The 14,277-nt window shown below is 41.7% G+C and carries 17 protein-coding genes and 1 other annotated feature; of the genes, 1 reads left to right on the top strand and 16 read right to left on the bottom strand.

Annotation, left to right across the window (positions count from 1 at the left end; genetic code table 11):
- Positions 1–242: 242 nt before the first annotated feature.
- The 10 genes from pheA to ACIQXH_RS02985 all read right to left on the bottom strand — a co-directional run bounded on the left by pheA (position 243) and on the right by ACIQXH_RS02985 (position 8,419).
- Positions 243–1,118 carry a prephenate dehydratase gene (gene pheA, locus ACIQXH_RS02940; RefSeq protein ID WP_402875770.1) on the bottom strand — a complete coding sequence of 292 codons (876 nt, stop codon included), beginning with the start codon at positions 1,116–1,118 and terminating at the stop codon, positions 243–245.
- Between the two features lie 127 nt (positions 1,119–1,245).
- A complete protein-coding gene (locus ACIQXH_RS02945) occupies positions 1,246–1,695 on the bottom strand; it encodes an ACT domain-containing protein (protein ID WP_402875772.1) in 450 nt (149 codons plus the stop codon).
- 45 nt (positions 1,696–1,740) lie between these two features.
- A complete protein-coding gene (obgE, locus tag ACIQXH_RS02950) occupies positions 1,741–3,030 on the bottom strand; it encodes a GTPase ObgE (protein ID WP_403122085.1) in 1,290 nt (429 codons plus the stop codon).
- A 48-nt stretch (positions 3,031–3,078) separates the two neighbouring features.
- The gene (locus tag ACIQXH_RS02955) at positions 3,079–3,618 is read right to left on the bottom strand and encodes a Spo0B C-terminal domain-containing protein (protein ID WP_402875775.1); all 540 of its coding nucleotides are present in this window, start codon (positions 3,616–3,618) and stop codon (positions 3,079–3,081) included.
- Between the two features lie 549 nt (positions 3,619–4,167).
- Positions 4,168–4,458 (bottom strand): 50S ribosomal protein L27, encoded by a 291-nt coding sequence (gene rpmA, locus ACIQXH_RS02960; protein ID WP_402875777.1) that lies wholly within the window; start codon positions 4,456–4,458, stop codon positions 4,168–4,170.
- Between the two features lie 12 nt (positions 4,459–4,470).
- Positions 4,471–4,803, bottom strand: a complete 333-nt coding sequence (locus tag ACIQXH_RS02965; protein ID WP_402958202.1) for a ribosomal-processing cysteine protease Prp — start codon at positions 4,801–4,803, stop codon at positions 4,471–4,473.
- 14 nt (positions 4,804–4,817) lie between these two features.
- Positions 4,818–5,126 (bottom strand): 50S ribosomal protein L21, encoded by a 309-nt coding sequence (rplU, locus tag ACIQXH_RS02970; RefSeq protein ID WP_402875780.1) that lies wholly within the window; start codon positions 5,124–5,126, stop codon positions 4,818–4,820.
- Between the two features lie 13 nt (positions 5,127–5,139).
- Positions 5,140–5,224, bottom strand: a sequence feature (ribosomal protein L21 leader region).
- Between the two features lie 75 nt (positions 5,225–5,299).
- Positions 5,300–6,769: an Rne/Rng family ribonuclease gene (locus ACIQXH_RS02975; protein ID WP_403122087.1), complete on the bottom strand. Its 1,470-nt coding sequence runs from the start codon at positions 6,767–6,769 to the stop codon at positions 5,300–5,302.
- A 41-nt stretch (positions 6,770–6,810) separates the two neighbouring features.
- The gene (locus tag ACIQXH_RS02980) at positions 6,811–7,677 is read right to left on the bottom strand and encodes a site-2 protease family protein (RefSeq protein ID WP_403122089.1); all 867 of its coding nucleotides are present in this window, start codon (positions 7,675–7,677) and stop codon (positions 6,811–6,813) included.
- Entirely contained in the window at positions 7,670–8,419 is a 750-nt protein-coding gene (locus tag ACIQXH_RS02985) for a peptidoglycan DD-metalloendopeptidase family protein (protein WP_402875785.1), read from the bottom strand. The genes ACIQXH_RS02980 and ACIQXH_RS02985 overlap by 8 nt, the downstream gene beginning before the upstream one ends.
- Before the next feature lie 272 nt (positions 8,420–8,691).
- Here ACIQXH_RS02985 and ACIQXH_RS02990 point away from each other — a divergent pair, with 272 nt between their 5' ends.
- On the top strand, positions 8,692–9,135 hold the full coding sequence (locus ACIQXH_RS02990; protein WP_402875787.1) for a S1 domain-containing RNA-binding protein: 444 nt from the start codon (positions 8,692–8,694) through the stop codon (positions 9,133–9,135).
- Positions 9,136–9,261: 126 nt separating this feature from the next.
- Here ACIQXH_RS02990 and minD read toward each other — a convergent pair whose 3' ends face one another.
- The 6 genes from minD to radC all read right to left on the bottom strand — a co-directional run bounded on the left by minD (position 9,262) and on the right by radC (position 14,252).
- Positions 9,262–10,065, bottom strand: coding sequence for a septum site-determining protein MinD (minD, locus tag ACIQXH_RS02995; RefSeq protein WP_402875789.1), 804 nt, complete (start codon positions 10,063–10,065; stop codon positions 9,262–9,264).
- Between the two features lie 2 nt (positions 10,066–10,067).
- Positions 10,068–10,751: a septum site-determining protein MinC gene (gene minC / locus ACIQXH_RS03000; RefSeq protein ID WP_402875791.1), complete on the bottom strand. Its 684-nt coding sequence runs from the start codon at positions 10,749–10,751 to the stop codon at positions 10,068–10,070.
- Positions 10,752–10,867: 116 nt separating this feature from the next.
- On the bottom strand, positions 10,868–11,386 hold the full coding sequence (gene mreD / locus ACIQXH_RS03005) for a rod shape-determining protein MreD (protein WP_402875793.1): 519 nt from the start codon (positions 11,384–11,386) through the stop codon (positions 10,868–10,870).
- Complete coding sequence (mreC, locus tag ACIQXH_RS03010; protein WP_402875795.1) at positions 11,383–12,255, bottom strand: rod shape-determining protein MreC; 873 nt, start codon at positions 12,253–12,255, stop codon at positions 11,383–11,385. The genes mreD and mreC overlap by 4 nt, the downstream gene beginning before the upstream one ends.
- A gap of 154 nt (positions 12,256–12,409) precedes the next feature.
- Positions 12,410–13,429, bottom strand: a complete 1,020-nt coding sequence (locus ACIQXH_RS03015) for a rod shape-determining protein (protein ID WP_402875797.1) — start codon at positions 13,427–13,429, stop codon at positions 12,410–12,412.
- A gap of 148 nt (positions 13,430–13,577) precedes the next feature.
- Positions 13,578–14,252, bottom strand: coding sequence for a RadC family protein (gene radC, locus ACIQXH_RS03020; RefSeq protein WP_402875860.1), 675 nt, complete (start codon positions 14,250–14,252; stop codon positions 13,578–13,580).
- Positions 14,253–14,277: the final 25 nt, after the last annotated feature.

Genomic DNA, 14,277 nt, shown 5'->3' on the forward strand with positions numbered 1-14,277 from the left:
GGTTTACCTCTTGGTATGTATTTCTCCCAACCCACTTCATAATTAACCCTATTAAATCCTATTATATGGGCTTAATAGCTTTACGTTCTTTAAAAAAGGCAGAACAATGTGTCACTCCCTATTTTTCTAATTAGATTCAAGGCCTCCTAAAAAAAATCTCCTTGGACTTTTATCCAAGGAGATTTTTTAGGAATGTACTTTAAAGACCATTTAACTGTGTTTCCTTCTGTCTACATCTGTCCTTATCGGTGCACCAATCCATTTTGAACGGTAAAGCATGGATAACTGCCCAAGATTGACACGGTACATCCAAGGGCCTCAAGTTCAGAAATCGTGCCTGGGATGAGCACCTCGTCAAGTGCCATTTCTACATCGATAATGAAGAAATAATGACCTAGTCCTGTTTTCATCGGTCGAGATTCTATTTTGGAAAGGTTCAGTTTTCTCCATGAGAAGGCAGAAAGAACTTGATGAAGCTGTCCCGAATGATCGGCTGGGAGCTGGATCATCAACGTCGTTTTACTGTCTCCCTCAGTAGTTAAATGCCCACTGAAATCGACTTCGCCGTTGGATACGACAATGAATTTGGTATGGTTATGCTCATAGTCGTGAATATTTCGTTCAAGAATCGTCAACCCATACTCCTGTGCTGCCATTTCGTTCGCGATGGCTGCAATTTTGGCATCCGGATTCTCCATTACCATTTTTGCTGCTGCAGCCGTTGACGTAACATATTCAAATGGGATGCCACTTAGATCTTTATGTAGGAATTTACGGCATTGTGCAATAGCGTGTGAATGGGAATAGACCCTATCCGGTTTAAAGTCAGGATTGGCATGATCCGGATGAACCATGTAATGCTGTTCGATAGGAATCGTGATTTCCCCTTTAATCGGAAGCCTCACTTCATGAACCAGGTAATCCATCGTTATATTAACCGAACCTTCCAACGCATTCTCGATAGGGACCAGCGCATGACTTACTTCCCCATCGCGGACAGCGTCGAGACTGTCTGGAATCGTACTCATCGGAATTTTACTATCATTAGGAAATAAGCGAGAGACAGCTAAATCCGTGAACGTTGCTTTCGGTCCAAGAAATGCTATTTTTGAAGTCATATTATAATCCCCTTTTCACGGACAATCTATTGTTTATGTTATGCCATTTTCTGATTTATTACAATAGTTAATCTTTAATGACCACACATAAAAAAAAGCCTGTACAATGAACTGTACAGGCTTTATTCTATGCACCATTCCCAAGGATTTCGACCTTTTCGACGAATTCCATTTTACGCAATCTTGTTAAAAGATCATCAATATCCACCGTCATCCCACTCGTGTTGAGCGAGAGAGTGACGTTGGCACGACCCTGTAAGGGAATCGTTTGGTGAATCGTCATGATGTTGCAGCCAGATGAGGCGACCAGTCGTAAGAGCTCCGATAGAGTCCCGGAACGGTCTTCGAGGTAAAAGAACAGAGTGATTAGCTTTTCTTTGACAATCGTATGAAACGGAAAGACCGTGTCCCGATATTTGTAAAAGGCGCTTCTACTCAGATCCACTTTTTGTACCGCTTCCCAAACTGAATCTGCTTTTCCCCGTTCAATCATTTCTTTAGCATCCAGCGTTTTTTTCATCGCTTCGGGGAGGACATCCTCTCGAACGAGGAAAAATTTCTGATCGGCCTTATTCAAAGTCCGCACGCTCCTTTTGCCTACCACCATGGTTTTTACATATTATCAGTCAATAAATTCAAATTCATATTCAAGGATACGAACGATATCCCCGTTTTTCGCACCTTTTTGGCGCAATCCTTCATCGACACCGAATGAGCGAAGTTGTCTAGCAAAACGCTTGATGGATTCTTCACGTGTGAAGTCCGTCATTTTGAATAGACGTTCAATCTTGAATCCTTTAACAGCAAAGCTGCCATCCGATTCACGCTCGATATCAAATTCATCTGAAAGGGCTGTATGTTTATAAAGAACACGATGAACCCCGGTATTCTCTTCTTCATGATCAAGCGGGAATTCAGGTGTTTCTTCAATTTTATCGGCAATTGCATAAAGAAGTTCACGGATACCTTCACGTGTTACAGCTGAAACCGGGAAGACCGGGAATTCCTCTTTAAGCTTTTCTTTGAATGCCGCTAAATTATCTGCTGAATCAGGCATATCCATTTTACTGGCTACGATGATTTGCGGACGTTCAGTCAAACGAAGATTATACTCTTCTAGTTCCTTATTGATTGTCAGGTAGTCTTCGTACGGATCTCTGCCCTCAAGGCCAGACATGTCTATCACGTGAACGATGACTCTTGTTCTTTCAATATGGCGCAAGAATTGATGTCCAAGACCTACTCCTTCAGAAGCACCCTCAATTAGCCCCGGTAAATCGGCCATGACGAAACTGCGGTGATCTTCCGTTTCAACCATACCAAGATTCGGCACGATTGTCGTGAAATGATATTCGGCAATTTTAGGTCGGGCTGCTGATACGACTGAAAGCAATGTAGATTTACCAACACTCGGGAATCCTACAAGGCCTACATCAGCCAATAACTTCAGTTCCATGATAATATCGCGTTCTTGTCCTGGTTCGCCATTTTCACAAATTTCCGGTGCCGGATTGGCTGGTGTCGCAAAACGGGAATTCCCGCGTCCACCACGGCCGCCTTTAGCGATAATGGCACGTTGTCCATGTTCAACTAAATCTGCGATGACTTCTTTCGTTTTTTCATCAATGACAACTGTACCAGGTGGAACTTTAATGACCATATCCTTCGCAGTTGCACCATGCATATTTTTAGACATGCCGTGTTCCCCGCGAGGCGCCTTGAAGTGACGTTGATAACGGAAATCCATCAACGTCCGCAATCCTTCTTCCACTTCAAATACGACGTTTGCTCCATTGCCGCCATCTCCGCCGGCAGGTCCGCCTTTTGGTATGAATTTCTCTCGACGATAAGCAACGATTCCGTTACCACCATCTCCGCCTTTTATATAGACTTTCGTTTGATCGACAAACATGCTATCACTTCCTTGTTTTCTGCAAGTCATTTCTTGCTGTATACTTCTCTAAAACTTAATATCCATCTTAAAGAATAATTCATTCTCATTACAAATACGCATTTCTATTGATTGCTCCGCTGTTAAGGATTTTTCTATAAATTCCACCACCGCGGATTGATCATTGAAACGGCCCTGCAAATGAAAAGAACAACGCATATCACTTATTTCTTTTTTACACATAGAAACAGCCAGTACATTTTCTCCAAAAGGATCGAGATTCTTTTCTAAAACTTTAAAGTAATCGTTCGTCCAACGAGACATCAACTCGTCCAACTCATTGGAGCCCGCAAAAACATCGATAATTTCAAATTCACATTGAAATGTTGAATTACTCCAATTCGACGTCAACAGCATCTCGCTGAACTTTGGCATATTCAAACTAGAGAGCCTTGCCTCATTCTGGGTTTCAATTATGATCTCGTCAATGAATCCTTTGACGCGATCAATTCTATTCAACTCCAAATTCCCTTTTATAATTTGAATTCTATTCAGCCAATCATGTCTAGTCTGACGAAGCGTTTCAATAGTCGTCCAATTTTTATCCATTATTAACACCTTCAATTATGATAAAGAAACTTTTTTTGGCTCTATCATGTTGAATACTTCCATTTGTATCAGTATATCAAAAAACAAAACAAACAGGAAATGAAGCTCGATTCACATGCCTTCATATGAAAGCCCCCGTCCAAAAAATACAGCCACACACCCTGAGTTCTTTGGACGATGGTAGAGCCGTTTGAACTTGCAAAGAGAATGGGCTTATTCATGCAACAATTGGAGATATAATAGTTGAATTGAACAGTCTATTTAAATTCAATCAATGTGTTAGTTAGAGCAATCCAGGATTTTACCCCCTAAAGTATAAGAAAGCCCGCCAAAACTGGCGAGCCTTTTGTGAATCAGAGGTGGTTTTCCATACTAATTGACTAAAATCTCCTGCAAAACGCTGGTTATTCATCATATTTATAGTATAAATAAAGGGCCGGACCCCTTCTACACTATATAAAGCATACCATTATCAATAATGACGCGATATATAGTGTCTCATAGAAGGAATCAGACCCTTTTGAGTCAGCCTCTGTTCAAAGATGCCAATTATGCTTCTTGTGCAACTGGATATACGCTTACTTTTTTACGGTCACGTCCGAAACGTTCGAATTTAACAACACCGTCTATTTTTGCAAATAGAGTATCGTCTCCACCACGGCCTACGTTCTCACCTGGATAGATTTTTGTTCCGCGTTGACGGTAAAGGATAGAACCACCAGAAACGAATTGACCATCTGCACGTTTAGCGCCTAAACGCTTAGAGATTGAGTCACGTCCATTCTTTGTAGAACCTACTCCTTTTTTCGAAGCGAAGAACTGAAGATCTAATCTTAACATTTGTTCCACCTCCTACTGGTTGAGGATAATTTTCATATATTTACCATAATCACGTTCGATGGTTTGTAGCGATATGAGCATTGCGTTCAAGAGCAATTGCACCTTCTCTTCGGATTCCGGCGAAAGATTCCCCGGGATGACGCAGCGAAGGTAGCCGCCGTCTTGCCCTTGCTCTATCTCAGGTTCTACATCCGTTAAGGACATAATCGCATTGACCGATCCAAAGGATACGGCCGATACGCCTGCACAAACGATATCGGAACCTTTTTTAGCAAAATCAGCATGTCCGCTTAATGTGAACGAAGTGATCCGTTCTTGCGGAGCATCAAAGATAACTTTAATCATCTTGATATCAGCCCTTACGCGTTGATTGCTTCAATAACAACTTTAGTGTATGGTTGACGATGACCTTGTTTTCTACGATTGTTTTTCTTCGCTTTGTATTTGAAGACAGTGATTTTCTTTTGCTTCCCTTGTTTCTCAACAGTACCTGTTACAGTAGCGCCTTCCACTAGTGGAGCTCCGACTTTCACGTCCTCGCCACCTACGAATAAAACTTTGTCAAATGTAACAGTTTCGCCTGCTTCAGCGTTTAATTTTTCAATGTAAACCGCTTCGCCAGCTGCTACTTTAATTTGTTTTCCGCCAGTTTCGATAATTGCGTACATACTTGCACCTCCTTGAATGTCTCAGACTCGCCAATCACAGGCGTTTTGTCCAGAAGACAAAAAACTTAAGACCTGTTGTTGAGCGGTTGTAGCACGGGTGCTACAAACATAACATTAAAATCCTATCATGAAACCTGAATGACTGTCAATACATTTGTTGGATTTCTTGTCCATCACTTTACTGACCGCTTGATTTCTTCATAACTTCCGAAGCGCCTGATGGAATATGTATGGACCGGGCCTGGAACATAAGAGATCACTAGCTTTTTGGATATTAGTTCTTCCAATGTCGCTTTATATGATTCCTTTTCCCCCAACAGGACATCCCCCACTGATTGGCTAAGTTCCACCCAAATGGCCTCATCGTCCGTTTTGCGGTGCTCCAGCAACTCCCGCTCCAAGCGGAAGGCAACGGTTTCAGCGCTTTCCACCTTTCCACTTCCATTGCAGGTTGGGCAAGGAACCGTCATGGTTTCACTAAGCGAAGGGGATGTCCGTTTTCTCGTCACTTGAAGGATTCCTAGTTCAGTAAATCCGACAACCTTCATCCGCATCTCATCTTTCGCGGCTTCCTTTTTAAACAGATCGATGATTTCAAGCCTGTGTTGCGGTTTCTCCATATTGATGAAATCAATCAAGATGATTCCACTAATATTTCTAAGCCTCAGCTGACGGGCGACTTCTTTTGCTGCCGCTGCATTCACTTCAAAAAGCGTCGCTTCCTTTTCCACCTTGCCTGTAAACTTCCCTGAATTGACATCGATTACGGTGAACGCTTCGGTTTCTTCGAAAATCAGATAACCCCCATTATCGAGCCAGACCACTTTTTTCATGGCCTTTTCGAACTGGTTATCTAGATTCCGTTCTGAAAAAATGTTCTTCGCACCAGTCTCATAGGATATACTCCATTCCTTACCATTAGTCAGCACCCACTTTTTCAACTCTTGACTCGCATCAAAATTGTCGATAAAGAGCTGACCTGATACCGTTTTCGCCATTTCAGCGATAACCATCTCCAGGAATGTATCTTTCTCAAAGAGAAGGGCAGGCGCCTTCATCGTACCGGACTTTCCTTCCAGTTCCTTATGCAGCTGCCTCAGTGTATTCAGCTTGTCGAGAAATGCCGACTCACTTTCCTTCTCCATCGAGGTGCGAACAATCACCCCCTCGTCCTTTTGCTTATATTCTGTTGCTTTTTCTCTCCAATACTTTTGCAAACGTTCATTTTTGAATTTCTTCGACACACCAACATAATCTATTCCATGTATGTAAACGAGGGAATCCGTCGAAAACTCGATCAGCCCCGTCAATTTCGCCCCTTTTGTACCCGTTTCATCACGGCTCACCTGAACGAGCAGCTTTTCACCCTGTTTAACATAATGATTGATGGGTGATTTTCCATCACGCTTCGTCAGTTGATATGCCGGAATTTCATCCCGATGCAGAAAACCATTCTTGTCTGCACCATAATCGACAAACACGGCATCCATTCCTGGCAAGACCTTAGTCACTTTGCCAAGATAAATATTACCTACCGTACTATGTTGATGAGGTGGCATGACTTCGACTTTCCGCAACACTTCATCTTCTAAGACAGCTACTCTCTTCTCACGCGAAGATAGGTTCACAATCACTTTTTTCATCAAAAAAATCCTCTCCTCAATTTGAAGAAAGGATACCATATTTAATAAGAATATAACAGGTCACCAATTTGCCCATTGGTCATTTTCTCGGAAAAATAGGCATGAAGTATTTCCGTCTCATCCAATGAGCCACTCTCTTTCCCATTTTTCATGATGATGACGGGATGCTTGCAGCCACGTTGAAACAATTCCAGCACTTTATAAATCGGTTCATGGGCATCCACCATGATGGGTTTTAATTTGGCCAGATCATTCGTGTTTCCGTAATGGCGCTGCAGAAGAAACCGCATGAACGCATAATATCGCTGTCGCCACTCCATGATTAGAGAAAGACTGATAAAAAAGATGATCAGCCAAATATTCAGGTTAAGCGGTTCGAGAAGAAGCCATGTTAAAAACGCCAATACAGCGAATGCACCAGAAAAATATAAGGTATATTTCTGAGCCTCAAGGAAGGTACAGTATAGGGAAACACCAATGAAGAGTAGCCTTCCCCCGTCCAATGGCCAAATTGGCAGCAGGTTAAAGAACAACAACATAAGATTCATATAGAAGAAGGAATGATACAGATCAGAAGAAATGAATGAAAAGAAATAGAGCAGGTAAGCCGCTCCAATGAGCCATATATGTTGCAGTGGGCCCGCCAGTACGACTGCAAGATCTTCCTTCAAACTTTTATTGCCATATTCCTCGGTCTCGACAGCCCCACCAAAGGGGAGGAGCTGAATCGACTTGATCCGCCATTTAAAATACTGTGCACACGCAGCATGTCCCATCTCATGGATAAATACGATGAGTAAAAGCATCATCACTTCAATAAAGTGTGCCGTAAGGATGGCGATTCCTATGACGAACCACAGCGTCGGATGAATCTTGATTTTGGACAGTAAGTTCGCATATTCAGTCAAAGGAAATCACCTTTTTAGGATCGATGAATGCATCATTTTCTTTAATGGCTAAGTAAAACCTGCCTTTGGAACCATCCTCGCTTACGGTGACCTGTCCTACTTCTTTCCCTTTCTTCACCAGATCATAGAGCTTCACATCAATCTTTTCCAACTGGCCATACCATGACTCACTTTTATTGGCATGCTGTATGACCACAGTCTTACCGATTCCTTCTTTTTCCCCTGCAAAAATGACCACCCCCTCATTGATGGCTTCGACCTTGGACCCTAAGCTCGTTTCCATTATGATTCCCTCGCCGTTCGCCTCGAAGGTTTGCGTAATCTCCCCCGATGCAGGCATCGCATATTCTTCACCCGAATCCGCCGTTTCAGTAGTGGATTCAGTCGGTAAAAATGCGATAGGTTTGCCAAAAGCATTTTCATACCAACTGGAAACCGATGCAAATTGGAACTCTTGGTTCATGTTTTCCGTAACAAAGCTTCTGGCTGAGTCCAAGCGAACGGAAGGGTGCTTGAACATCACGGCAACCACTAAGAATAGGCAAATGCTCACCAAGATTTTCAAAAAGAAATATTCCTTCTTAAAGAGCGGATGATCTTTTTCTGAATACCCGTCAAAAGATTCGAATTCGTACGGGTTCTCCTTTTCAATCTCCGTCCAAGTACTGTTAACCACTGGGCTATCCTTCACCTTTCGTCTCTTGGCGATACGATTGCGGATATCTTTCCTGCGATCATCCATTCCAAATCTACCCCCTGCTCATATCAAAGCGCTCATATTAAAACTTATGAGCAACCTGTCCAGACTATGACGAGGAATCGTTTTTCTTTACGACAGATGAATGGTTTGCGTTTTAAAAACGAATGGACGAAAGAAAAAAAGACTGATTTTCAAACGTTTTGAAAGCCTTTCCCTTTTAATAATGGAAGAGGTGAAAAATCCAATTGATATTCTCCTACTTTATTTGTTATAATGAAGTTGTTTTAACATTATTGAGGGGGAACAATTTTAATATGTCAATCGAAATAGGCAGCAAAGTACAAGGTAAAGTAACAGGTATCACTAATTTTGGAGCATTCGTAGAATTACCAGGAGGCTCAACAGGTCTTGTGCATATCAGTGAGGTAGCGGACAGCTATGTAAAAGACGTTAATGACCATCTTAAAATAGGCGACCAAATTGAGGTAAAAGTGATCAGCGAGAAAGACGGAAAAACTGCCTTGTCCATCAAAAAAGCTATAGATAGACCCGAAGGACAAACCTCTTCTTATACTAAACGCCCACCACGCCAAGGCGATAATCGTAATAAAGATTTTCGTTCTAAAGGCAATTTTCAACCTAAGGAAAACTTCGAAGATAAAATGGTCCGTTTTTTAAAGACTAGCGAAGAGAATTTATCTACGCTCAAACGTAGTACAGAATCAAAACGTGGCGGTAGAGGCGGAAGACGCGGATAACCTGTTGCATTTTTAATACTTTAGTACAATAGATAAGGTAAGCCTATTATGAGGCTTACCTTTTTTATATCCATTTTTCGATAAAAATAAAAAAAGCGAGGGCATGGAATGCTCCCGCTTACTAAATTAACGCACACTAAAGAATTTTTTCAATTTAGACATGAAACCTTTTTGCTCTCCACCAATTGGAGTCAACGGCACAGATTCACCAAGAATCCGGCGGGCAATGTTCCGATAGGCAATCGAGACCCTGTTGTCCGGATTGTAAGCTATCGGTTCCTTTTTATTCGCAGCCACAATGACCTGATCATCATCAGGTATAACACCGATAAGATCGATTTTAAGGAAATTGGTTACTCCGTCAATATCCATTTCTTCATCTTCATGTAAAAGATGTCCACGGATTCTATTGATGATCAATTGAGGAGGATCGATATGCTCTTCTTTCTCAAGCAGGCCGATGATACGGTCTGCATCACGGACGGCCGGTCTTTCAGCGGTGGTGACGATGATGGCCCTGTCCGCACCCGCTATCGCATTCCTAAAGCCCTGCTCGATACCTGCCGGACAATCGATCACGATGTAATCATAGTCCGGTTTCATATCACTGATCAGTTTCTTCATCTGTTCCTCATTCACAGCTGATTTGTCACTGTTTTGTGGAGCCGGAAGCAAATAAAGCAAATCTTCGAAATGCTTATCTTTAATAAGTGCTTGATGAATTTTACAACGCCCTTCGACTACATCGACCAAGTCATAGATGATACGGTTTTCCAACCCCATAATCACATCTAAGTTCCGAAGACCAATATCCGTGTCAATCAAGCAAACCTTTTTGCCTAGAAGAGCTAACGACGTTCCTAGATTGGCTGAGGTGGTCGTTTTGCCGACACCACCCTTACCAGATGTTATAACTATTGCCTCTCCCACGATTAGAGACCCCCTTCTAATCTATTTAAATTAGGTCTATATTTCTTCAAAACTTGCAGTTTATCAATGATGATATTTTCTTCGTCGTCCATGAACGCACATTCCAAGTCATGTCCAAATTTCGTATATTGGTCAGGAGATAAGTTCACTTTCCCCGCAATTCGCAATTGTGCAGGTTTCATGATGGATGCAGCGATGATGGCCTTTTTATTCCCCAAATAACCAGCGTGGGCAATGCCTCTCAGCTGTCCCATAATATAGATGCTCCCACCAGCTCGGACAGTACCATCTGGATTGACATCGCCAATGAGCAACAAATCGCCGGGCACTTCAAAAACCTGTCCCGATCTTATCACCCTGGTCAAAGTTGTCACTTGGTTTTCGTCTTTCCACTGTTTCGCATCTTCCTTTGACATGACATTCGAAATCAACTCATCGACGATAAGCTTTTTCTTTTTATGAATAACTTCTTTGATTTTTTCCTTCTGTTCTGCATCTAGATAGCGGTTCCCGGTATGTACTTTAACGGAAATGGACGGGTCGTTCTCTTGAAACTGATAGTTTGCCGAAAGCTTCACTTCTAACTCTTTCAATAATTCGGAAAATGAGCAAGAATCATCGAGATGAAGCATAAACCCGTCCTTTGTCCCCTTAATCATAACATTTTGCTGAATTCTTTTATTCATGACGTTTGTTTCACCTCAATGAAATATAATTCGACATAGGAAAACAATTTACCTTTTTCTACGCACATGTTAAAGAGAAAATACATTTTAGACCGCATCCAACAGTCCAGTGAACGTTATTCCATTTCTCCCTGCAAATCAAACTTTTCAATAAGTCTCTTTAAAGGGTAGCAACTAATAATAATAAAAACGAGATTCAATATGAGCGTTGGAATGAATCTCCGTTCTGCAAATTCCCCGAATCCCATATCCGCAAAAGTAAGAATATGATTCATTTGATATGACACACCCTCAACAAGTGCCGTAAAGACAAGTGCCATTAAACAGGTAATAAGAATATTGTTTTGAAGGATCTTCATACTTTTGGAAATCAAGTATGCTAGGAAAGGTAAAAGGAACATATAAATTCCCAAAATCTCCGTATATACGACATCATAGGTCAGCCCCAAAATAGCTCCATACAACATCCCCAGCTTCCTTGAACCATACATGGTCAGGAAGAAGACGAAAATGATCATGAAACGGGGAACGAGAATGTTATTGGTTCCAAAGACATCCCCCGCGAAAAGTTGCGCAAAAATACTTTCAAAAACGAAGAAAAGCAAGGCTACTAAAGAAAGGATGAAATGTTTCACTTAGCTTCATCCTCCCCTTCAATTTCTTCTTCAGCTCCCTCAACTTCACGTTTAACGACCATTACATTATTGATATCATAGAAATCGGTTGACGGCTCAATATATGCGGTTTGGTTCAACCCATATTGATCCACCTTCACGTCAACAACCTTACCAATTAGCAGACCTTTAGGAAAGATCCCGCCATAACCGGATGTGATGACCGTGGAGTTCTTCTTGATCTTTTTATCATAAGGAATCCGTTTCATCAATAGAAGATTCTTCTCATCATCGAACCCTTCTATCAAACCATATGCCTTATCATTACCCTGGACGATAGCTGAGACGCGGTTCGCTTTATCGATCGAACTCAAAAGCTGAACGGAAGCCGTGAATTCAGTCGTGGCTTTAACTTTACCAATCAAGCCATTGGCAGTGATGACAGCCATATTTTTTTCCACACCGTTACGCTCGCCTTTGTTAATCGTTAGCATTTCATGCCAGCGATCCGGATTACGACCTATGACCGTTGACTGAATGGGTGCATACTTTCGCAAGTCATCTTCTTTTTTAAGATTATCACGAAGCTCTTCATTTTCTTCTTTCAAATCCTGCACCTGCGTTTTCAACAAGACGTATTCATCCAGACGAGCTTTTAATTTCTTGTTTTCATCGTATGTATGCTGAAGGTCTTTTAAATCCCCTACAAAACCTGTAATACCCGATACTGGTTTATTAAACACATTACCAACCCAACCGGTTGTATCCTTCAAGAACTTTTCGGGCCAAGTTAACTCTTCTCTCTCTTTTAATGAAAAACCGATCAATGCCACGAGAACGATAATACTAACGAGCAAGAGAAGGAGCTTTTTATTAAAAAACTGTGGCATGATGATCTGCACCTCTATTTTAATTTACTCTATTTGCATGAAGTATAATAATATCCTCTGTCAAAAAACTACACATTTAAGACAGGTAAAAAAATAGAAAAGCCGGCTCAAAATTGCGATCTTTTGTTGAGCCGGCCTTTTTTATAAGTACCGCTTAGCGAGAATCTCTAGATTTCGTCTTGAATAAGTGAATATGGTCCAAGGCTTTCCCTGTTCCAATAGCTACACAATCAAGAGGATTTTCAGCAATAATAACCGGCATTTGCGTTTCTTCACTGATGACTTTATCCAAATTACGCAGTAAAGCTCCGCCACCTGTCAATACTATGCCTCTATCCATGATGTCAGCTGCAAGTTCAGGTGGAGTTTTTTCCAATGTGTTTTTGACAGAATCCACAATGGCTGATACTGTATCACGCAATGCTTTGGATATTTCCTCTGCCGTAATTTCAATCGTTTTTGGAAGACCCGTCAATAAGTCACGACCACGAATTTCCATGTTTTCGATTCCTTCTGTATCACCTGCAGAACCGATTTCCATTTTAATAGCTTCCGATGTACGCTCACCAATCATCAAGTTGTAGTTTTTACGTATGTAAACGATGATTGCATCGTCCATCTCATCACCAGCAATGCGGATTGACTGGCTTGTCACGATACCTCCAAGAGAAATGATGGCCACTTCCGTAGTACCTCCACCAATATCAACAACCATGCTGCCTGTAGGTTCCCAAACAGGAAGATCCGCTCCGATAGCAGCTGCAAATGGCTCTTCAATCGGATAAGCATCACGAGCACCAGCTTGTCTAGCTGCGTCAATCACTGCACGTTGTTCAACAGCCGTAATTCCTGAAGGCACACAAATCATGACATATGGCTTGTTGCCAAATACGCCTTTTTTCTGAGCTTCTTTCATATAATATTTCATCATCGTAGCCGTTGTTTCATAATCAGCGATTACGCCATCTTTCATAGGACGAAGTGCCACTACATTTCCCGGTGTACGGCCAATCATGTTTTTTGCGTCTTTACCGACAGCAACGATCTGCTTTGTATCTGTCTGCACGGCAACAACCGACGGTTCACGGACGGCAATGCCTTTTCCTTTAACATAAACTAGCGTATTCGCCGTTCCTAAATCAATTCCTATATCTCTTGCGCCAATTCCAAACATTATGGTATCTCCCTTTCGTAAACAAAAATGCCTTTTTATAAGTTCAAATGATAATTTGTCGTTTTTTGACAATAGGTTTTTGAAAAAAGTTCCCTCTTTTAAAAATCATAAACAACATTATATCGTATCGTCAAAAATTTGGATAGTGTCATAAATAACCTTTTTCCTTTAAACTCACATATTTATGCTCCCCGATGATGATATGGTCCAGTACTTCTATCCCCATTATTTTACCACATTCTACTAACCTTTTTGTCACTTCAATATCTTCTCTGCTGGGAGAAGGATCTCCGGAGGGGTGGTTATGAAGACAAATGATAGAGGCTGCCGACCTACGGAAGGCTTCTTTAAATACTTCGCGTGGGTGCACAATCGAAGCGTTGAGGCTGCCTATGAAGACAGTTCGTTTATGAAGGACTTGGTTTTTCGTATTTAAGTAAAGACAAACAAAATGTTCCTGCGACAAAAAACGCATTTCTTCCATGCAATAATTGGCCCCGTCTTCCGGGGAACGGATAACATAGCGGTCTTGATCATTTAATTTATGGATTCGTCGGCCAAGCTCTACCGATGCTAGAATTTGAATTGCTTTCGCTTCCCCGATTCCCTTGATTTCAGTCAATTCCTCTACGGACGCTTCTTTCAAAAGCCGGAATCCCTCAAAAGCCTTGATAAGCCTATTGGAGAGCTGAAGCACAGATTCCTCCTTAGATCCCGTCCTTAACAATAGCGCAAGTAACTCTTGATTCGAGAGACTCTGGGGACCGTCCTGCAAGAACCTTTCACGAGGCCTCTCTTCTTTCGGATAATCCCTGATTAACATCTTTTCACTCAAAGCATCCACCCTT

This window comes from Peribacillus sp. NPDC097225 (assembly GCF_044761955.1).
Classification (GTDB): Bacteria; Bacillota; Bacilli; order Bacillales; family DSM-1321; genus Peribacillus.

Coding starts and splice junctions, on each gene's coding strand:
- pheA (WP_402875770.1), bottom strand. CDS start 1,118: ATGACTTCAAAAATAGCATTTCTTGGACCGAAAGCAACGTTCACGGAT.
- radC (WP_402875860.1), bottom strand. CDS start 14,252: ATGTTAATCAGGGATTATCCGAAAGAAGAGAGGCCTCGTGAAAGGTTC.
- rplU (WP_402875780.1), bottom strand. CDS start 5,126: ATGTACGCAATTATCGAAACTGGCGGAAAACAAATTAAAGTAGCAGCT.
- ACIQXH_RS03015 (WP_402875797.1), bottom strand. CDS start 13,429: ATGTTTGGAATTGGCGCAAGAGATATAGGAATTGATTTAGGAACGGCG.
- ACIQXH_RS02985 (WP_402875785.1), bottom strand. CDS start 8,419: ATGGATGATCGCAGGAAAGATATCCGCAATCGTATCGCCAAGAGACGA.
- mreC (WP_402875795.1), bottom strand. CDS start 12,255: ATGCCACAGTTTTTTAATAAAAAGCTCCTTCTCTTGCTCGTTAGTATT.
- obgE (WP_403122085.1), bottom strand. CDS start 3,030: ATGTTTGTCGATCAAACGAAAGTCTATATAAAAGGCGGAGATGGTGGT.
- rpmA (WP_402875777.1), bottom strand. CDS start 4,458: ATGTTAAGATTAGATCTTCAGTTCTTCGCTTCGAAAAAAGGAGTAGGT.
- ACIQXH_RS02975 (WP_403122087.1), bottom strand. CDS start 6,769: ATGAAAAAAGTGATTGTGAACCTATCTTCGCGTGAGAAGAGAGTAGCT.
- ACIQXH_RS02965 (WP_402958202.1), bottom strand. CDS start 4,803: ATGATTAAAGTTATCTTTGATGCTCCGCAAGAACGGATCACTTCGTTC.
- ACIQXH_RS02955 (WP_402875775.1), bottom strand. CDS start 3,618: ATGGATAAAAATTGGACGACTATTGAAACGCTTCGTCAGACTAGACAT.
- ACIQXH_RS02990 (WP_402875787.1), top strand. CDS start 8,692: ATGTCAATCGAAATAGGCAGCAAAGTACAAGGTAAAGTAACAGGTATC.
- minC (WP_402875791.1), bottom strand. CDS start 10,751: ATGAATAAAAGAATTCAGCAAAATGTTATGATTAAGGGGACAAAGGAC.